The following is an 18,128-nucleotide window of genomic DNA, read 5'->3' as shown; positions in this document are numbered from 1 at the left end:
CGCATGTCGGGACCAATCGGCCTCCCTGAGTTGCCCTGCCAGGCCCAGGCGTCCGACTCCCCGGGCAGGCGGACGAGCGTTGTGTCGTTCGGCCCGCTGCCGGGTGAATCGGGCCCAGGCAGCCGCGGCCTTGCGTTCGTGTGCAGCCGAGCGCCGACGTGGCGTCCCAGACATCCGGCACGGCCGCACGACTAAGTGGTTTGCCGGCCCGCCGTCGCCTGCTCGACCCACGAGCGCAGGACGTCCGCGGGTGCCGCGCCGGCCTGGCGGGCGACCGTCTCTCCGTGGTCCAGGACGAGGAGGGTCGGCACCGCCTGCACCTCGAATCGCCGGCTGACTCGTGGGTTCTTGTCGACGTCGACCTTGACGAGCTTGATCCGTCCGGCGAGGTCCCGGCCGACCTGTTCGAGGGCGGGCGTGACCATGCGGCAGGGACCGCACCAGGTGGCCCAGAGGTCGACGACGACGGGCTGGGTGGCGTTGTCCGCGACTTCGGCGAAGTCGTCGTCGCCCGCGTCGACGATCCAGGGCAGTGGCTGCTTGCAGTGCCCGCATGTGGGGCGTCCCTCGCCGGACACCGGAATCCGGTTGTCACGCCCACAGTTCGGGCAGGTCACAGTCGTCGTCCTGGTGGTGTTCACGCTGCTCTCGCTTCCCGGGCCGCGGCCGGCTGGTCGTAGGTGACGACCAGCTCTCCGTGTTCGGCGTCGACGCGGACCGTGGCGCCGTCCTGGACGTCGCCGCGCAGCAGGGCGCGTCCGATCAGCGTCTCGACCTCGTGGGAGATGTAGCGGCGCAGGGGCCGGGCCCCGTACACCGGGTCGTAGCCCTGGTGGGCGATCACTTCCCGGGCCGCGTCGGTGAGGTCGACGGTGATGCGGCGTTCGGCGAGCCGCTGGCGCAGTTCGTCGAACTGCAGCTCGACGATCCGCTCGATCTGCCGTTCACCGAGCGGCTTGAACAGCACGATGTCATCGACGCGGTTGAGGAACTCCGGGCGGAAGTGCCCGCGCAGCTCGCCCATCACCAGAGCGCGGGCGTTCGGCTTGAGCTCACCCTCGGCGGTGGCGCCGTCGAGGAGGTGCTCCGAGCCGATGTTGGACGTCATGATGATCACGGTGTTGCGGAAGTCGACGGTGCGGCCCTGAGCATCGGTGATGCGGCCGTCATCGAGGATTTGCAGCAGGGTGTTGAAGACATCGGTGTGCGCCTTCTCGATCTCGTCGAAGAGCACAACCGAGTACGGCTTGCGGCGTACGGCCTCGGTGAGCTGGCCGCCTTCCTCGTATCCGACGTATCCGGGCGGTGCGCCCATGAGCCGGCTGACGGTGTGCCGCTCCTGGTATTCACTCATGTCGAGGCGGACCATGTTCTCCTCGGAGTCGAACAGAGTCCGGGCGAGGGTCTTGGCCAGCTCGGTCTTCCCGACGCCGGTGGGGCCGAGGAAGATGAACGATCCGATGGGGCGGCGAGGGTCGCGGATGCCGGAGCGGGCCCGGATGATGGCGTCGGTGACGAGCTTGACGGCCTCGTCCTGGCCGATGACGCGCTCGCGCAGGATCTCATCGAGGCGCAGCAGTTTCTCGCGTTCGCCCTCTTGGAGGCGGGCGACGGGGATGCCGGTCCAGGCGGCGACGATCTCGGCGATCTCCTCCTCGGTGACGACCTCGCGCAGCAGCCGGTCCTGCCCTTGTTTGGCGGCCAGTTGCTCCTCCTCTGCGGCGAGTCGCCGCTCCAGGTCCTGGAGGCGACCGTAGCGCAGTTCGGCGGCGCGGTTGAGGTCGTAGGCGCGTTCGGCCTCCTCCGCGTCGTGGCGGACCTGCTCCAGTTCCTGGCGCAGTTCCTGCACGCGGCGGATCGCCTGCCGTTCGGCCTCCCACTGGGCGTGTTTGGCGTCGGCCTCGCCGCGCAGGTCGGCCAGTTCCCTGCGGAGCTCCTCCAGGCGGGCTTTGCTGGCGGGGTCGGTCTCCTTGGACAGGGCCGCTTCCTCGATCTCCAGGCGTGTGACGCGGCGGGTGATCTCGTCGAGTTCGGCGGGCATCGAGTCGATCTCGGTACGCAGCCGGGCGCACGCCTCGTCGACGAGGTCGATGGCCTTGTCGGGCAGGAATCGATCGGTGATGTAGCGGTGGCTGAGGGTGGCCGCGGAGACCAGCGCGGTGTCCTGGATCTTCACGCCGTGGAACACCTCGAGGCGTTCGCGCAGTCCGCGCAGGATGGAGATGGTGTCCTCCACGCTCGGCTCGTCGACCAGGACCTGCTGGAAGCGGCGTTCGAGGGCGGCGTCCTTCTCGATGTGCTTGCGGTACTCGTCGAGGGTGGTTGCGCCGATCATGTGGAGTTCGCCGCGGGCGAGCATCGGCTTGAGCATGTTGCCCGCGTCCATGGCCCCTTCGGCGGCGCCCGCTCCGACGACGGTGTGGAGTTCGTCGACGAAGAGCAAGATGCGCCCCTGAGCGGCCTTCACCTCGGACAGAACGGCCTTGAGGCGTTCCTCGAACTCGCCGCGGTACTTGGCACCGGCGACCAGGGAGCCCATGTCGAGGGCGAACACCGTCTTGTCGCGCAGGCCCTCGGGGACGTCGCCGCGAACGATGCGCTGGGCCAGTCCCTCGACGATGGCGGTCTTGCCGACGCCGGGGTCGCCGATGAGGACGGGGTTGTTCTTGGTCTTGCGGCTGAGGATCTGGGTGACGCGGCGGATCTCCGCGTCCCTGCCGATGACCGGGTCCATCCTGCCACCGCGCGCCTCGAGGACCAGGTCGCGGCCGTACTTCTCCAGAGCCTCGTAGGCCACTTCGGGGTTGGCGGAGGTGACGCGCTGGTTGCCGCGGACCTGGGTGAGCGCGCTCAGGAACGAGTCCCTGGTGATGCCGGCCTGTTTGAGCAGTCGCCCGGCGGCGGTCGAAGAGCTCTCCTCAGCCAGGGCGAGCAGGAGGTGCTCCACGGACACGTACTCGTCCTTGAGGCGTTTGGCCTCCCGTTCGGCGGCGTCCAGCAGGCGGCCGAGACGCTGGGTGACGAAGACCTGGCCGGGTGCCGCGCCGGGGCCGGTGACCTTCGGGCGGCGGGAGAGTTCCTCACGCACGGCCGCGCGCAGTTCCTTCGGCTCGGTGCCGGCCTGCTGCAGCAACCGCGGGATCAGACCGTCTTCCTGATCGAGAAGTGCCAGCAGCAGGTGTTCCCCGTCGACCTCGGTGTGCCCCATGCCGACGGCCGCTGTCTGGGCCTCCTGGAGGGCTTCCTGGGACTTCTGGGTGAGACGGTTCATGTCCATGGGGGTGTTTCACTCCTCGTGCCGCGGCCGCGCAGGGCGGCTTCGAGCAGGCTGATGCGGTCCAGCAGGTCGAGCACCAGGCCGATGGATGCGTAGTTGAGGCAGAGCCCGGTGCGCAGCCGCTGGATGCGGGCGAGAACCGCCGGGGCCGTGGGGTCGAACACCAGGTGCCCCGCGGCGTCGCGTTCGGCGTCGACAAGGCCGAGGGCGACGAAGCGGCGGATCAGATCGGGGTGGAGGCCCGCGCGACGGGCCACGGTGTCCAGGGAGAGCCTGGGGGCGGGCACGAGCCCGTACCGGACAGCCGTCGAGGCGGTGATGTCGGCGCCCGTTCGTACCGGACGGGCGCCCACGCCGGCCCGGCCGATGCCTGCCGCTCCCGCGGGTCGGTCGTTCATCGCGTCCTCCTGGGGTCGAACGAGGAGGTGGCGGCGAGCTCCTCGAACAGTTCGCGCTCCCGGTCGCCGAGGGTGGGCGGCACCATGATGCGGAGTTCGGCGTAAAGGTCACCGTTCGCGCCGCGCGGGTTCGGCATGCCCTCGCCGCGCAGCCGCAGCCGCCGGCCGCTGGACGAGCCCGCGGGCACCGTGACCTTGGCCGTGCCGCCGCCCGGGGTGGGCACCGGAACCGTCGCGCCCAGCGCGGCCTCCCAGGGGGTGACCGGAAGCTGCACGTACGCGTCCCGGCCGTCGAGGCGGAACTGGGGGTGCGGCTGGATCCGCACCCGCAGATACAGGTCCCCCGCAGAGCCGTCGCCGCTGCCGCGGCCGCCCTCGCCCGCCAGCCGGATGCGCTGCCCGTCGACGACGCCGGGCGGTACGTCCACCTCGTACCGCCGCGGCTGCCCGGTGGGACCGGCGAGCGTGACGGTGCGACGGCCCCCTCGGTACGCCTCCTCGACGGTGAGCGGCAGTTCGGCCTCCTGGTCCGCTCCTGGGACGCCGCCTGGAGCGGCGCCGGCTCCGAACATGGAGCCGAGCAGGTCCTCGATGTCGATGCCCTCCGCGCCGAAGTCGTCGCCGAAACCAGTGGTGTACCGGACGCGAGGACCGCCCCCGCCTGCGGTCCTCCGACCGCGGAATCCCCCGCCCGCTCCGGCCGCGACCCGTGCGTCGAAGTCCTCGGGGACCTTGCGGAAGTCCTCGCCGAAGCGGTCATAGCGGGCCCGGGTCCTGGGATCGGACAGGACGCTGTGTGCCTCGTTGAGGTCCTTGAATCGCTCCTCCGCCCCGGGGTCCTTGTTGACGTCGGGGTGGTACCTGCGGGCGAGTTTGCGATACGCCTGCTGGATCTCGTCCTGGCTCGCGCTCCGCGACACGCCCAGCACCTCGTAGTAGTCCCGTGCCATGACCGGTCACTCCCGCTTCGCGACGGTCACGGCGGCCGGCCTGAGCTGCCTCTCGCCGTCGCCGTAGCCGGGGCGCAGCACCTCGACGACAGTGCCCGGTTCCACGTCGGGGTCCTGGACGACGCCGACCACCTCGTGCCGGGCCGGGTCGAAGGGGACCCCGGTCTCCGCATGCCGCGGGTAGCCGAGCAGTTCGAGGACGTTCACCGCCTGGTCGCGTACGGCCCGGATGCCCTCCACGATCGCGCCCGAATCGGCGCCGGCGTGGTTCAGGGCGAGTTCGAGGTTGTCGATGACGGGCAGGAAAGCGGCCGCCGTGCGGGACCGCTCGACCGCCCGCTCCCGCTCCAGTTCCCTGGCGTGACGCTTGCGAAGGTTGTCGAGGTCGGCGAGTGCGCGCCGCCAACGGTCCTCCAGTTCGCGGATCGCGGTCGTGTACTCGTCCTCGGCAGGCGCGGGGCCGGCGGCGTCGGGCCCCGGTTCGCCGTTCGCCGCTTCCGGCCGGGGCGGCGGACCCGGTTGCGGCAAGTCCCCGCGCGGGGGGCGTACGGCGTCTTCCGGGACCGGTTCGACCGGCTCCGACGGCGCCCGGTCGGGTTCCTGGGGGCGGCTGGGCATGGTTGGGCCTCAGCCCTTCTCGAACTCGGCGTCGATGACCTCGTCGCCACCGCCACTCGTGGGACCACCGGTGGCGGCGTCCTGGCCGGGACTGCCCGTGGGAGCGGCGCCTTGATGGGCCGCCAGCCCGGCGAGCACCTGCTGGAGTTCGGAGGTCAGGGGCCGCACACGCTCCACGCCCGCCTCGTCCTTGACCGCCGCCCGGGCGTCGGACACGAGCATCTCGGCGCGGGCCTTCTCGTGCGCGGGCGCTGCGTCGCCCAGTTCGGCGAGGCGCCTCTCGACCTGGTACGCGACGGCGTCGAGTTCGTTGCGGGCGTCGACGGCCTCGCGCAGTGCCTGGTCCTGGCCCCGGTTGCTCTCGGCCTCCTGCACCATGCGTTCGACCTCACTGCGGTCCAGGTTGGAGCTCTCACTGATGGTGATGCCCTGTTCCTTGCCGGTGTCCTTGTCGCGGGCGGTGACGTGCAGGATGCCGTTGGCGTCGACGTCGAAGGTGACCTCGACCTGCGGTTCGCCCCGCGGCGCCGGCCGGATGTCGGTGAGCTGGAACCGGCCGAGCACCCGGTTGTCGGCCGCGGACTCGCGCTCGCCCTGCAGCACCACCACATCGACGGCCGGCTGGTTGTCCTCCGCAGTGGAGAAGGTCTCGCTGCGGCGTACCGGGATGGTGGTGTTCCGGTCGATGATCTTCGTCATCACCCCACCGCGCGTCTCCACGCCCAGCGACAAGGGCGTGACGTCGAGCAGCAGGACGTCCTTGACCTCGCCCTTGAGCACCCCGGCCTGGATCGCGGCGCCCAGGGCCACGACCTCATCGGGGTTGACGCTCATGTTCGGTTCCTTGCCGCCGGTCAGCCGGCGGACCAGGGCCTGGACCGCCGGGATACGCGTGGAGCCGCCGACGAGGATGACCTCGTCGATGTCGCTCTCGCCGACCTTGGCGTCGGACATCGCCTGCTGGACCGGCCCCAGGCAACGCTCCACCAGGTCGCCGGTGATCTGCTCGAACGTGGACCGCATGATCGAGTCGGTGAGGTGCTTGGGGCCGGACGCGTCGGCGGTGATGAACGGCAGGCTGACCTGCGTCTGCGTCACCGAACTGAGCTCGGTCTTGGCCTTTTCCGCCGCCTCGAACAGTCGTTGCAGGGCCTGTGGGTCCTTGCGCAGGTCGATGCCGTTCTCCTTCTGGAAGTCGTCCGCGAGGTGGTCCACCAGGCGGCGGTCGAAGTCGTCGCCACCCAGGTGGCTGTCGCCGGCGGTGGAGCGCACCTCCACCACGCCGTCGCCGACGTCGAGGATGCTCACGTCGAAGGTGCCGCCGCCCAGGTCGAAGACGAGGATGGTCTCGTGCTGCTTCTTGTCCATGCCGTACGCGAGGGCAGCCGCCGTCGGCTCGTTGATGATGCGGAGGACCTCCAGTCCCGCGATCCGTCCGGCGTCCTTGGTGGCGGTGCGCTGGGCGTCGTTGAAGTAGGCGGGCACCGTGATGACCGCCTCCGTGACCCGCTCTCCGAGCTGCTTCCCGGCATCGTCGGCGAGCTTGCGCAGCACCTGTGCACTGATCTCCTCAGGCGCGTAAAGCTTGTCGCGCACCTTGAAGCGGGCCGCTCCGCCGTCGCCCTCGACGACGTCGTAAGCCACTGCCCTGGCCTCGTCGGAGATCTCGTCGAAATGCCGGCCGATGAACCGCTTGGCCGAGTAAATGGTGCCCTTGGGGTTGAGGATCGCCTGGCGCCGGGCCAGCTGTCCCACGAGACGTTCCCCGGTGTCGGTGAAGGCGACCACGGACGGTGTCGTACGGCTGCCCTCGGTGTTGGGCACGACGGAAGGTTCACCGCCCTCCCACACGGCGATCACCGAGTTCGTGGTGCCCAGGTCGATGCCCACTGCCTTGGCCATGAGGAACTCCTCCCGGTGCGGCGGCATGCGCCGGCACCGCGGATCTGATCGTTCAGGTATGGGTCACGACCGCTCCGGCAGAGCCAGCCGACCAGTGGTCATACGGCCGATGACATGCTCGACGAGGCGGACGTCCTGACCGATGATGGCCACCCTCTGCGCGAAAAACCCCTGCCGAGACGTGATCGACGGCGCGTTCGGCTTCCTGGTACGTCTCGTACGGGACAGTGGGCCTGCGAGGGTGCTCGGTCATCGCCCAGTCCTTCCTGCCGGGGCGTACGGCCCCGACAGCCCCAGACTCGCGAACCGGGCAGCTCTACGCCTGCACCCGGCAAGTCAAAGAACAGCAGAGCCCGTCACCCCGCGAGCACAAGTCGAAGACTCCGGACATCACGGGTAAGTTGGGTCGGGGGGCGTACGGGCAAGGTCGCCGTCACCTCTCGGCAGCTTCGGGGGAAGGGGATAATCCCCTGGCCAGCGGCTGGGCCCGGAACGTGTACCGCCCGCTCGGGAGAACGGAGTGATCCCATGGCCGGCAGCCGGGCGCACAACCTCCACCGCCGCTGCTCCAACCGGGAGAGCAGCCTTCCGCGGTGTAACGCCGGGCCGCACCCCACGGCCGCCCGGAGAGGGCCGCACCCGCCCGTTCCAACCCCAGCCGACCACGCCCCCCACGAACTCGCGGCGCTCTCCCGCGCCCAATTCGACACTCGGGACGAAGGCAAGATCCTGCGCCTGGCCATGGACCACATAGCTGCCGCAGGGCCGTACAGCGCCGAGGCCGGATACCTCAGGGCAGACGGCGACCTGGTCCCCAGCCCGGGGGACGGGCAGGCCCATGCCTTGGCCGTGGACCAGCGGGTGCGGGAGCTGGCAGGGCAAGACGGCCCTGTGGACGTACCCGACCGACCCTGGGGCCAGGCCCTCGGGCTGCGCGGACTTCAGGGACTCCGCGGCTACCTCGTGGTGACGTCCCGATCCCGGCCCACCGAGGCCGAGCGATCCCTGCTCGCCACGCTCGTCCGGCACACCGCTGCTGCCCTGTCAGTCGCCTTCGCACACCGCTGCCGCCGCGAGGACGCCCTGGAGCTTCACCGGCTGAGGGAGGAGCGGACAGCCCTTCAGCGGCAGCTGATCTCCGTCGTGGCCGAGCTGGGGTGGCAGCAGGCCGTTCACAATCTGACGGCCGACGTCGCCGCCTCGGGCGGCGGCGAGGAAGCCATCACCCGCGCACTGCACGAGCTCACTGGACTCCCCGCGCTGGTCGAGGACCGCTTCGGTCGGCTGAGGTCCTGGTCCGGCCCCAGCCGCCCCGACCCCTATCCGGAACCGGACCCCGTGCGCCAGGACGAGATGCTGCACGCCGTCGCCCGGGAGGTCGGGCCGGTGCGGATCAAGGACCGGCTGATCACCCTGGTCCGCTCACACGGAGAGATCCTGGGCGTGCTGGCCCTGGTCGATGCACGGGACGAGGCCGACTCACACACCGTGCTCGCGCTGGAACACGCCGCCACGTCGCTCACCCTGGAGCTGGCGCACCTGCGTCGGCTGGCCGAATTGCAGCTGCGGCTGCACCGCGAACTGGTCGACGACCTCCTGGCGGGGACGGACGAGGCGAGCGCCTACGCCCGGTCCGAGGCAGTCGGACACGACCTGCACCGCAGCCACTACGTCGTCGTGGTGCGGTGGTCGAACAGGACCGCGGACGACTCCTTCACGCAGACGGTGGGCCGGGCGGCCTCTGCCGTGGGCATGCGCTCACTGCTGACCCGACGTTCCGACCACGTGGTCCTGGTTGCCGACGACAGACCGCACGCCCGCGCTTTGTACCAGGCGCTCGCCCGGGAGACCGGGACAGGGTCCGGGACGATCGGGGTGAGCGCCCCGTGCAACTCCCCGGACGACATCCCCCACCGCTACCAGGAGGCGCGGCGCGCACTGGAAGTGCGCCGCCATTCCCGCGAGCGCTACGGGACGACGTTCTTCGACGAGCTTGGCCTCTACCGCATCCTGGGACCTGGCAACGATTTGCTGGAACTGGAGACGTTCGTCCACGAGTGGCTCGGGCGGCTCATCGACTACGACTCCCGGCACCACGCAGCCATGGTGGAGACCCTGTCCCGGTACTTCGACTGCGGCGGCAACTACGACGAGACCGCCGAATCCCTCGCGATCCACCGCAGCACGTTGCGCTATCGGCTCCAGCGCATCCGCGACATCAGCGGCAACGACCTCGCGAACGTCGAGGACCGGCTCAACCTTCAGGTGGCGACCCGAGTGTGGAAGGTCGTGCTGGGCGGACCCGGCTGATACGCAACTAGAACTGACGTACGAACGATGGGCGGTAGTTGGCCGGGCTGGCCCGTTACAGCCCCCCGGGTCAGGTAGTGAGTGTGGGCGGGCGCCCTACGCCGCCCCCCGCCGGCCACACAGCCTCGCGTACGGTGGAGCCGGCTTCGGTGGCGGGAGGGCGAGCGGCCGGGTCAATCGTCGTCCTATGCCGGCCCTATGGATTCCCCTGCCCCGCGCGTACGAGCCGGCGCCCGCCCGCGACTTCGTCAGCAGACACCACTGCAGCCGGACGTGGCCGGCGGTGCGGCTCACGTACGGCTTCTACGACCGTGCGAGGACTTGCCCAACGGCCGGAAGTACCTGGTCGCCTGCCGCGACTACGTGATGACGAAGGTCGCGTACCTGTCCGGCGTCCGGGCGGCCGAGCTGTGTGGGGTATGCATGGGCGACCTGCACTGGGACCACGGCCAGTGGGGCCGCTTCGTAGTGCTCGGCAAGGGCGCCCACGGGTCGGGGCCCCGGCGAGGCGTAGACCCCCAGTGGGCGGCCGAGGACGCGCTGCCGTTCGAGGCCAGTCGCGGGTATGCCTCGGCGACGGGCGAGGACGCCGACGGCGCACGGCCCTGGTGGTCAAGGGAGCGCCGTAGGTCGTCCTGCCGGCGTGCCGGGGGTGACGAGGCCACCGCGGCGGACACGGCTCGAACACTGGCCTGGGAGGGGCTGCGTGTCCTGGCCGTCGCCGTGCGGGGCCTGAACGACGAGGTGTCCGAGGAAGCCCTGGACCGGCCGTTGGACGAGCCCGGGCCCACATCGTCGGTTTCGTCGCCCTCGCCGACACTCCGCGCAGCGACGCCGCGGCGCTCGTCTCCGGCCTGCAGAAGGCGGGGGTGCGGCCGGTGATGCTCACCGGGGACCACCCCGAAACCGCACGCGCGGTAGCCGTGTCCCTCGGCTGGCCCGAGGACGTGGATGTGGCGACCGGCGACGACCTCGCCGCGCTGGACCGTGGCGAGCGGGCGGAACACGTCCGTGGCTGCGGCGTGGTGGCCCGCGTCGCACCGGGACAGAAGCTGCAGGGGATCGAGGCGCTCCGGGAGGCCGGGCGGGCCGACGGCATGGTCGGCGACGGCTCGAACGATGCCGCCGCCATCCGGGCGGCCGACATCGGCGTGGGCATCGGCACCCACGGTTCGGCCGCCGCCCGAAATGCCGCGGATCTGGTGCGTCGACGACACGCTCGCCGTGCTGCTGGAGGCCGTCGCCGAGGGACGGGCCCTGTGGCTCAGCGTCGCCGACGCGATCAGTGTGCTGCTCGGGGGCAACGCCGGTGAGATCGGCTTCTCCCTGTTCGGCACCCTGCTCGGCGGCGGCTCTCCCCTGTCCACCCGGTAGTCGCTGCTGGTCACTCTGCTGACCGACATGTTCCCCGCGATGGCGGTCGCGGTCACTCCGCGCGAGTCGGACGGCGAGCCGGGGGTGGGACGCGTCGGCACGACTCCGCTGGGGCTGACCACGCTGGGCGATCCGTTGATGCACCAGATCCGGCGCCTCCGCCTCGTCACCGCGCTCGGCGCCGTTGCGGCCTGGCTGATCGGCACGTTCACACCGGGAACCGCGCGCCGCACCAGCACCATGGCCCTCTGCGGCGTTGTCGGCGCCCAGCTAAACCCAGACCGCCGCAGGACGGCTGCACAGCCCCCTCATCGCCAACCCGCTGGGCGCGATCAGCTCGGCGGCCCTGATGCTCGACCACCTTGGCCACCCCGAGGCCGCCAAGGACATCGACGACGCCATCGCCACCATCCTGGCCAAGTCAGACGTCCGTACCCGCGACCTTGGCGGCACAGCGACGACCGAAGAGTTCACCCATAAGCTGCTCGAACTCCTCTGACCTCGTGCTTTCACGAGGCGGGTTGTCCGAGAGTTGGCCATAAACGCGGAAAGTGCTCCTGACCTGCAACGATGGACTCGCTGAGGGTCCTGTTGGTTGCGAGGAAAGAAGCACCTCCCAGGTGAAGAGGCGTATCGGGTCGTACCCCCGTGTCCGTGTCGAGGGCGGCGGTCGTGGGGGCTGACCACACAACCCAACTCGACACAAAATCAGGTCATCGCGCCACCACCCCGACCCGGGTCCCGGCAGGCGCGGTTGCTGCGGTGGGTGCGACCGGCGGAGCCTGCACGGCGGTCTCCCGCCGGGCCCGCCCGCCGCGGGGTTCGTCCGGCCTCCCGGCACTCTTTACGACGCCGACCCTCTTGGCTTGGAGCCGATCGCCCTCGACACGCTTCTCTTCCGTCCACTCCAGCACCGGCCCTGAGGCACGGTGGTGGTCATGCACGGCCTTCTGGGCCGCGTCGAAGACCGCTGCAGGTCAGCCAGGGGAATCCGGACGGTGGTGGTGGCCATGACGCGTATGATCCGGTGCGCCCAGCGGCCGAAAGGCTGCATCCCTGGCCGCGTACCCTGGTGGTCGGCGTGGGACCGACTGCCTGGAGGAGCTGTGCGTCTGCGCACGCTGGTCATCGACGCCTGGAGCTGGCTCAACTACAAGCCCGTCATGGCCGATCCGGACCGGCCGCCGAACCATCGGGCGTTCCCCGAGCTCGGATCGTGGGAGCCCGACAGCGACATGCGGCGCCTGCCGGCGTACCGCTCGCCGACGCCACAGGCGTGGAGGTGATCATCATCGAGAGGCTCGCCGCCGGTGACAACCTGCACCCGGTCCGGAAGGCCTGGCTGGAGCACGACGTCGCCCAGTGTGCGGCTTCTGCCGACCGCGGCAGATCCTGACCGCGGTGCGCTGCTCAAGCGCACCCCCGAGCCGACAGACGCCGACACCGCGAACGCGTGCCCCTGTGGCACCTACGTCCGCGCATCCGGGATCAAGCGGGCCGCGAAGCTCATGCGCCAGCGGTCACAGCGCGTCGACGGCGCTCACCTTCCAGCCGTCGGCGGTGCGCGTCAGCGTCATTCGGACGCGGTTCAGGTCGAGTCGGGGGGTGGAGATGCGGGTGCTGTCGGTGACCTGGTTGACGAAGAGCAGCACCACGACCTTGTCCGGGGTCGCGGAGACGACCGCGGGGCCGGCGGCGACGGTGGCCCTGACGACGCCCTGATACTTCGTGGCGGTCGGGGTGACGACGGTTCGGGTGGTCTTGGCGTATGTGTCGCGGAAGGCGCCGGTCAAGAGGGCGCGGGCGGCGGTGAAGTCCCTGTCGAGGTGCCGGTAGTCGTACGAGAGGATCACCGGGGCCGCCTCGCGGGCCGCGGCCACGGCCTGTGAGCGGGCCTGGCGCGTGCGTTCGGCACCCCGGTACGCGAGGCCGAGGAACGGGGCGGCGACCAGGCCGCCGGCGAGAAGCAGCAGCAGGACCGCGGCCCGCACCCGGACGGGGACACGGAGACCGGGACGGGGGCGGGGGCGGGGGCGGGGGCCCGCGGACGCACTCGGTTCGTCCGCTGCGTCGACGCGCAGGACACGTCCCACAGGCTCGGCCGGTATCACCGGTTTCACCGGTTCGACCCGGTCGGAGCGTTCGACGCGCTTCGCCGCCGCCCTGGCGGCCGCGGCCATCTTCGTCGTCGCCATGACGTGTCTCCTCTCAGCCGACGAATTCGACGTCGGACGTCATCCAGCGTCCGTCGACGCGACGGAGGTCGAGCTGGAGCCGGTAGGTGCGGGCCTCGCCGTTCGGGACGGCGGTGTTGGTGACCTTGCTGTCGGCGACGACCAGGACGCGGGCCGAGGCGTCGTCGGCGCGGACGATGCCGGCTTCGAGGATCTGGCCTGCGGAGACGGACTTGTTGGCGGTGACCAGCTTGGTCAGCTGGTCGGTCTGCTCGGTGAACTGCCTCTTGAAGTCGCCCGTGGCGCCGCTGAGAACGTTCTTGCTGTCCTGCGCGTAGTGCCGGTAGTCGAGCGAGGTGAAGTTGAGCGCCGACTGCCGCGCGGCAGCGACGATGTCCTGGTCGCGGCGCTCGTCCGCGTACCGCTGGTGGAGCCGCAGGCCGTACCAGCAGGACAGGACAGCGAGCAGTACCGCGAAGGCGCCGAGTGCGGCAAGTACGCGGCGGTCGGTCACACCATGGGGCCGACGAGGAGCCATTGCCAAGATTCCTTTCCGAAGACGGCCTGCTGGCCGCCGGCCGAGCCGATGGAGAAGCTTGCCTTGGGGGCGTTCTGGGCCCCGCGCACGGATGTCGGCGAGCCGCGCGGGGCGGTGCAGCGGGCCTGGGTGTTGGCGGGGCGGTGCGCGGTGTCGGTGGGGTCTCGGCGCCGTGTGGAGCCGTAGCCCTGGCGGCAGGGCGGTGGGTCGTCGGCGTTGACGACGAGCCCGAAGTGGGCGGTGCCGTCGCCGGGGAGGACGGTGAAGCTGCCGGCGACGGCGGCGGGGAAGGTGACCAGGGTCTGTTCCAGTCCGGGCAGGCGGGCGACGACGACTTGGCCGCCGCTGACGAGGTTGCCGAGCAGGACGGGCAGCGCGGAACGGTTGGCCTTCAGCAGGGCGTTCAGCTCGTGGGAGGCGCTGACGCCGTTGTCCATCAGGCGCCGGATGTCGGCGTCGCGGTCCTTCAGCGTGGCGCTGAGGGCGGCCAGATCGCGGGAGAAGGACCGGATCGCCGATCCCTTGTCGGCCTGGGTCTTCAGTACGGTACGGGAGCTCTCGATCAGGCCGATGGTCTGCGGGAGATTGCGCTCGGCGGCGTCGACCAGGCTGTTGCCGGAGTCGACCAGGCGCGTCAGGTCGGGCCCGGTGCCGGCGAAGGCGGCGCCGAGCTCGTCGACGGTCACCATCAGGTCCTTCTTGCCGACGGAGTTGACGAGACGGTCGAGGCTGAGGATCAGCTCTGTGGTGGGCAGCGGGGTGCGGGTGTCACGGCGGGCGATGGTGCTGCCGTCGCGCAGGTACGGGCCCGTGGCGGCACGTGGCTGCAGGTCGACGTACTGCTCACCGACGGCGGAGCGGTTGGCGACGACGGCGAGGGTGTCGTCGGGGATGCGGGAGGCGCCGGTGATACGCAGGTCCACGGTCACGCCGTCGGCGCCGCTGAGCCGCAGCGCCCGCACGCGGCCCACAGGCACGCCGCGGTAGGTCACCTCGGCGCCCGGAAAGACACCGCCGGAGTCGGCGAAGTCGGCGTGCACGGTGTAGCCGCTGCCCATGACTCTCTCACCGAGGCCCGCGTACTCGGCGCCGACATAGGACACGCCGAGGGCGGTGATCGCGGCGAAGGCGGCCAGCTGGGCCTTGACGATACGGGTGATCACGCGCCCAGCCCCCTTGTCATGAGGCCGGCGAGCTCCCAGTCGACGCCGGCGGTGGTCGGCGTGCCGTGGTCGTAGGAGGCCTGGCTGCCCAGGCACACGGGCGGGCAGAGCGCGCCGCCGCCGGAGGTGTTCGTCGGGCCGGGGACCGGCAGGGTCGGAACCGGCGGTACGGCCGGCACGGTCGGCACGCCGGGCAGGCTCGGCAGGGAAGTCGGCAGCGGGGGCAGCTCAGGAAGGGGCCCCGAGCCGGGGCCCTTGCCGGACCCGGGGGGCCGGGAAGGGCCACCCGGGCCCTTGCTCAAGTTGCCGTAGAGACTCTTCAGGTCGAGGTCGGCGGTGATCTTCAGGTTGACGTAGTCGCCCTTGATCGCGTCGGTCACATTGCGCGGGAAGGGGTAGGTGGTCATGAGCTCCAGGGCGTTGGGCAGATCGGCGCCCGCCTGGTTGAGGCGGGTCAGGATCGGCCGCAGGCTGCGCAGGTTGGCGACGACGTCCTCGCCGGAGGCGTCGATCACCTTGGTGCCGGCCTTGCCCAGGTCGGACAGGGAGGTGAGCATCCTGGTCAGGTCGCGGCGCTGGTCGGCGAGAATTTTCAGGGCCGGGGGGATGGAGTCGACCGCCGTGCCGATGGTGGCTCGCTGCTCCTTGAGGGTCCTGGAGAGCTTGTCGACTCCCTTGAGCGCGCGCACGATCTGCGACTTCTGGTCGTCGAGACCGCCGACGAAGGTGTCCAGCTCCTTGAGCAGGCTCTTGACCCGGTCCTCGCGCCCGGCCAAGGCCTTGTTCAGCTCCTGCGTGATGGTGTGGAGCTGGGCCACGCCGCCGCCGTTGAGCAGCGCCGACAGTGCGGACAGCACTTCCTCGATCTCGGGGTTGCGGCCGCTGCGCGACAGCGGGATCACATCCCCGTCGCCGAGCCGTCCGGACGGCGTGACGCCGGCCGGGGCCTGCAGGGAGACGTATTTCTCGCCGAGCATGCTGGTCTGCCGCAGTTCGGCCACCGCGTTTCCGGGCAGCTGGACGGAGTCGGCGACCCTCAGGCGCACACGGGCGTGCCAGCCGTCCAGTTCGATCTCCTCGACCGCGCCCACCGTGACGTTGTTGACCTTCACCGCGGACTGCGGCACCAGGTCCAGCACGTCCCGGAACTCCACCGTGACGTGGTAGGCGTGTCCGTCCGCGGCCGCGCCACCCGGCAGTGGCACGTCGTACAGCCCGTTGAACTCGCAGCCCGTCAGCAGTACCGCCCCGGCCGCGGCCCACAGCACCGCCTTCACGCGCCTCATGCGGCCACCCCCAGGATCCCGCCCAGCGTCCTGTCGACCGTGCCGGTACCCGTCGCCGCCGTCGTGTCCTTGACGGAGGGCAGGGCGTCGAAGAGCTTCTTCAGTCCTGCGCAGTCCGCCTTCTCGCCGGCCGTACGCAGTAGCGAGCACACCAGGGACGCCGGGTCCTGGGCCTGCTCGGCGTCGTTGCGGGTGTCGAGGGTGCCGGAGGACGGGTTGTAGGCGTTCTGCAGATTGGACAGTCCGGCGGGCGCCACGTCCATGAACTCCTCCAGGGCCGCCCGCTGCCTCACCAGGACACGGGTGACCTCGCTCAGGCCCTTCACGTCGGTGGTGAGCCGCTGCTTGTTGTCGCGTACGAAGACCGCCACGTCGCCGAGCGCGGTCGACAGCTGCTTGAGCGCCGCCGCCAGGTCGTCGCGCTCACCCGACAGCTGCCCGGCGACCTCGGCCAGGCTGTCGTTGAAGGACCGGACGCTCTGGTCGTCGGCGGCCAGCGCCGCGGTGAACAGCTGCAGATTGCGTACCGTGCCGAAGAGATCGGTCCGCCCGTCGGAGAGGGTGGTGACGGCCAGCGAGAGGTCCTCGACCGTCTGGTGCAGCCGCTCGCCCTGGCCGTCGAGATTGTCGGCGCTGACGCCGAGCAGCCGGGACAGCGAGCCGTCCTCGTTGGCGCCGCGCGGGCCGAGCGCCTCCGCCGTGGTGTGGAGGCTGTCGAAGACGCGGTCCAGTTCGACGGGGACGGCGGTGCGGCTCTCGGGGATGACGGCGCCGTCGCGCATCACCGGGCCTGATCGGTAGACCGGCAGCAGCTGGACGTAACGGTCGCTGACTACCGACGAGTTGATGATCGCGGCCTTGGCGTCGGCGGGGACCTTCCGCGCCGCGTCGTAGCTCAGCTCGACCCGGACCCGGCCACCCTCGGGCGTGATCTTCCTGACCTCGCCGATCCGGACGCCGAGCACCCGCACGTCCGAACCGGGGTAGATCCCGACGGTGCGCGGGAAATACGCCGTGACGGTCACGGCCGGGCTCCGCGGCCACAGGACGATGGCGAGACACGCGGCCACCGCGAGCGCGGTGACCAGCGCCAGCCCGCGCAACAGGCGGGGCGTGCGGAGCTTTTCCAGCCGGCTCATCGCGACCCTCCCGTCCGGGGGATGACCGGCGCGGCGACGACGTTCTGGACGTAGGTGTCGAACCAGCGACCGTTGCCGAGGGTGTTGGTGAAGAGCCGGGCGAAAGGCGCGAGCAGCTTGATGCTGCGGTCCAGGCTGGTCTGGTTGCGCTGGAGCATCCGTATCACCGTCTCCAGACGGCTCAGCGCGGGCCCGATCGCCTTGCGGTTGTCGTCGACGAGGCCGGAGAGCTGGGTGCCGAGCGTGGTGGCGCTGACGAGCAGGTCGTGGATGGCCGTGCGCCTCCGGTCGAGTTCCCGCAGCAGCTTGTCCCCGTCCTTCATGAGGGTGACCAACTGGTCGGAGCGGTCGGCGAGGACGCCGGTGACGCCGTTGGCGTGGTCGAGGAGTTCGCGCAGCGCCTGGTCCCGGGAGGCGACGGTCCGGGAGAGCCGGGACAGTCCCGTGATGGAGGCCCTCACCTCGGCCGGGGAGTCCTTGAAGGTGCCCGAGATGGTGTCCAGGGCGGTCGCCAGCTGATCGGTGTCGATCTTCTCGCTGGTGGTGGTGAGGTCACTGAAAGCCGCCACGACGTCGTACGCGGAGACCGTGCGCGACCGCGGTATCTCGCTGCCGGGTGCCAGCCGCCCGGGGCCCTTCGGCTCCAGTGCCAGGTACTTGGCGCCCAGGATCGTCTTGATCCGGATCGAGGCGCCGGTGCCGGCGCCCAGGTGCTGGTCGCTCCTGACCCGGAAGCTCACCTTCACGTGATCCCCTGCGAGTTCGACGGTGTCGACCTTGCCGGCCTTGACGCCGGCGATGCGTACCTCGTCACCGGGCTTCAGCCCGCCCGCCTCGGAGAAGGCCGCGCTGTAGCGGTCGCCGCCGCCGATCAGCGGCAGCTCCTCGACATTGAAGGCCGCGACGACCAGCAGGGCGATCACGCTGAGTCCGATGGCGCCGATGACGACGGGATTGCGCTCGCGGAACGGCTTCATCCTGGGGATCCGTACGCGCTTG

At 70.6% G+C, this 18,128-nt stretch carries 15 protein-coding genes and 3 pseudogenes; 6 read left to right on the top strand and 12 right to left on the bottom strand.

The window, feature by feature from the left end:
- Positions 1 to 191: 191 nt before the first annotated feature.
- From trxA to dnaK, 6 genes are read right to left on the bottom strand one after another with little or no spacing between them, the layout of a single operon-like run.
- Positions 192 to 641, bottom strand: coding sequence for a thioredoxin (gene trxA / locus ACFYXS_RS35985; RefSeq protein ID WP_389255998.1), 450 nt, complete (start codon positions 639 to 641; stop codon positions 192 to 194).
- Entirely contained in the window at positions 638 to 3,277 is a 2,640-nt protein-coding gene (gene clpB, locus ACFYXS_RS35980) for an ATP-dependent chaperone ClpB (protein WP_389255997.1), read from the bottom strand. The genes trxA and clpB overlap by 4 nt, the downstream gene beginning before the upstream one ends.
- Positions 3,268 to 3,675: a chaperone modulator CbpM gene (locus tag ACFYXS_RS35975; protein ID WP_389255996.1), complete on the bottom strand. Its 408-nt coding sequence runs from the start codon at positions 3,673 to 3,675 to the stop codon at positions 3,268 to 3,270. Before ACFYXS_RS35975 ends, clpB begins: the two co-directional genes overlap by 10 nt.
- Positions 3,672 to 4,625: a DnaJ C-terminal domain-containing protein gene (locus ACFYXS_RS35970; protein WP_389255995.1), complete on the bottom strand. Its 954-nt coding sequence runs from the start codon at positions 4,623 to 4,625 to the stop codon at positions 3,672 to 3,674. Before ACFYXS_RS35970 ends, ACFYXS_RS35975 begins: the two co-directional genes overlap by 4 nt.
- A 6-nt stretch (positions 4,626 to 4,631) precedes the next feature.
- Entirely contained in the window at positions 4,632 to 5,243 is a 612-nt protein-coding gene (locus ACFYXS_RS35965; RefSeq protein ID WP_389255994.1) for a nucleotide exchange factor GrpE, read from the bottom strand.
- Between the two features lie 9 nt (positions 5,244 to 5,252).
- Positions 5,253 to 7,145 (bottom strand): molecular chaperone DnaK, encoded by a 1,893-nt coding sequence (gene dnaK, locus ACFYXS_RS35960; RefSeq protein ID WP_389255993.1) that lies wholly within the window; start codon positions 7,143 to 7,145, stop codon positions 5,253 to 5,255.
- Positions 7,146 to 7,673: 528 nt separating this feature from the next.
- On the opposite strand from dnaK, the gene ACFYXS_RS35955 reads away from it, so the two are divergent.
- The 6 genes and pseudogenes from ACFYXS_RS35955 (at position 7,674) to ACFYXS_RS35930 (ending at position 12,115) form a co-directional block, all read left to right on the top strand.
- Positions 7,674 to 9,455 carry a PucR family transcriptional regulator gene (locus tag ACFYXS_RS35955; protein WP_389255992.1) on the top strand — a complete coding sequence of 594 codons (1,782 nt, stop codon included), beginning with the start codon at positions 7,674 to 7,676 and terminating at the stop codon, positions 9,453 to 9,455.
- Positions 9,456 to 9,770: 315 nt separating this feature from the next.
- A pseudogene (locus ACFYXS_RS35950) lies at positions 9,771 to 9,960 on the top strand (site-specific integrase); the annotation flags it as partial.
- A gap of 187 nt (positions 9,961 to 10,147) precedes the next feature.
- A pseudogene (locus ACFYXS_RS35945) lies at positions 10,148 to 10,540 on the top strand (HAD family hydrolase); the annotation flags it as partial.
- A 103-nt stretch (positions 10,541 to 10,643) separates the two neighbouring features.
- Positions 10,644 to 10,829, top strand: coding sequence for a hypothetical protein (locus ACFYXS_RS35940; RefSeq protein ID WP_389255991.1), 186 nt, complete (start codon positions 10,644 to 10,646; stop codon positions 10,827 to 10,829).
- 310 nt (positions 10,830 to 11,139) lie between these two features.
- A pseudogene (locus ACFYXS_RS35935) lies at positions 11,140 to 11,328 on the top strand (isocitrate/isopropylmalate family dehydrogenase); the annotation flags it as partial.
- Positions 11,329 to 11,935: 607 nt separating this feature from the next.
- Positions 11,936 to 12,115 (top strand): hypothetical protein, encoded by a 180-nt coding sequence (locus tag ACFYXS_RS35930; protein ID WP_389255990.1) that lies wholly within the window; start codon positions 11,936 to 11,938, stop codon positions 12,113 to 12,115.
- A gap of 234 nt (positions 12,116 to 12,349) precedes the next feature.
- Here ACFYXS_RS35930 and ACFYXS_RS35925 read toward each other — a convergent pair whose 3' ends face one another.
- The 6 genes from ACFYXS_RS35925 to ACFYXS_RS35900 are packed head-to-tail and all read right to left on the bottom strand — an operon-like array spanning position 12,350 to position 18,106.
- Positions 12,350 to 13,024 (bottom strand): hypothetical protein, encoded by a 675-nt coding sequence (locus ACFYXS_RS35925; protein WP_389255989.1) that lies wholly within the window; start codon positions 13,022 to 13,024, stop codon positions 12,350 to 12,352.
- Positions 13,025 to 13,037: 13 nt separating this feature from the next.
- Positions 13,038 to 13,541, bottom strand: coding sequence for a hypothetical protein (locus ACFYXS_RS35920; RefSeq protein ID WP_389255988.1), 504 nt, complete (start codon positions 13,539 to 13,541; stop codon positions 13,038 to 13,040).
- Complete coding sequence (locus ACFYXS_RS35915; protein WP_389255987.1) at positions 13,514 to 14,704, bottom strand: MCE family protein; 1,191 nt, start codon at positions 14,702 to 14,704, stop codon at positions 13,514 to 13,516. The genes ACFYXS_RS35920 and ACFYXS_RS35915 overlap by 28 nt, the downstream gene beginning before the upstream one ends.
- On the bottom strand, positions 14,701 to 15,990 hold the full coding sequence (locus ACFYXS_RS35910; protein WP_389255986.1) for an MCE family protein: 1,290 nt from the start codon (positions 15,988 to 15,990) through the stop codon (positions 14,701 to 14,703). The genes ACFYXS_RS35915 and ACFYXS_RS35910 overlap by 4 nt, the downstream gene beginning before the upstream one ends.
- Complete coding sequence (locus tag ACFYXS_RS35905; protein ID WP_389255985.1) at positions 15,987 to 17,129, bottom strand: MCE family protein; 1,143 nt, start codon at positions 17,127 to 17,129, stop codon at positions 15,987 to 15,989. Before ACFYXS_RS35905 ends, ACFYXS_RS35910 begins: the two co-directional genes overlap by 4 nt.
- Positions 17,126 to 18,106 carry an MCE family protein gene (locus ACFYXS_RS35900; RefSeq protein ID WP_389256028.1) on the bottom strand — a complete coding sequence of 327 codons (981 nt, stop codon included), beginning with the start codon at positions 18,104 to 18,106 and terminating at the stop codon, positions 17,126 to 17,128. The genes ACFYXS_RS35905 and ACFYXS_RS35900 overlap by 4 nt, the downstream gene beginning before the upstream one ends.
- Between the last annotated feature and the right edge of the window lie 22 nt (positions 18,107 to 18,128).

The organism is Streptomyces sp. NPDC002574 (genome assembly GCF_042889545.1).
Classification (GTDB): Bacteria; Actinomycetota; Actinomycetes; order Streptomycetales; family Streptomycetaceae; genus Actinacidiphila.
This window is presented reverse-complemented; position numbering and strand designations above follow the sequence as displayed.

Excerpts from the sequence above, each read along its gene's own strand:
- clpB (WP_389255997.1), bottom strand. The coding sequence starts at position 3,277 with ATGGACATGAACCGTCTCACCCAGAAGTCCCAGGAAGCCCTCCAGGAG.
- ACFYXS_RS35975 (WP_389255996.1), bottom strand. The coding sequence starts at position 3,675 with ATGAACGACCGACCCGCGGGAGCGGCAGGCATCGGCCGGGCCGGCGTG.
- ACFYXS_RS35970 (WP_389255995.1), bottom strand. The coding sequence starts at position 4,625 with ATGGCACGGGACTACTACGAGGTGCTGGGCGTGTCGCGGAGCGCGAGC.
- ACFYXS_RS35965 (WP_389255994.1), bottom strand. The coding sequence starts at position 5,243 with ATGCCCAGCCGCCCCCAGGAACCCGACCGGGCGCCGTCGGAGCCGGTC.
- dnaK (WP_389255993.1), bottom strand. The coding sequence starts at position 7,145 with ATGGCCAAGGCAGTGGGCATCGACCTGGGCACCACGAACTCGGTGATC.
- ACFYXS_RS35955 (WP_389255992.1), top strand. The coding sequence starts at position 7,674 with ATGGCCGGCAGCCGGGCGCACAACCTCCACCGCCGCTGCTCCAACCGG.
- ACFYXS_RS35940 (WP_389255991.1), top strand. The coding sequence starts at position 10,644 with ATGCCGCGGATCTGGTGCGTCGACGACACGCTCGCCGTGCTGCTGGAG.
- ACFYXS_RS35925 (WP_389255989.1), bottom strand. The coding sequence starts at position 13,024 with ATGGCGACGACGAAGATGGCCGCGGCCGCCAGGGCGGCGGCGAAGCGC.
- ACFYXS_RS35920 (WP_389255988.1), bottom strand. The coding sequence starts at position 13,541 with ATGGCTCCTCGTCGGCCCCATGGTGTGACCGACCGCCGCGTACTTGCC.
- ACFYXS_RS35910 (WP_389255986.1), bottom strand. The coding sequence starts at position 15,990 with ATGAGGCGCGTGAAGGCGGTGCTGTGGGCCGCGGCCGGGGCGGTACTG.
- ACFYXS_RS35905 (WP_389255985.1), bottom strand. The coding sequence starts at position 17,129 with ATGAGCCGGCTGGAAAAGCTCCGCACGCCCCGCCTGTTGCGCGGGCTG.
- ACFYXS_RS35900 (WP_389256028.1), bottom strand. The coding sequence starts at position 18,106 with ATGAAGCCGTTCCGCGAGCGCAATCCCGTCGTCATCGGCGCCATCGGA.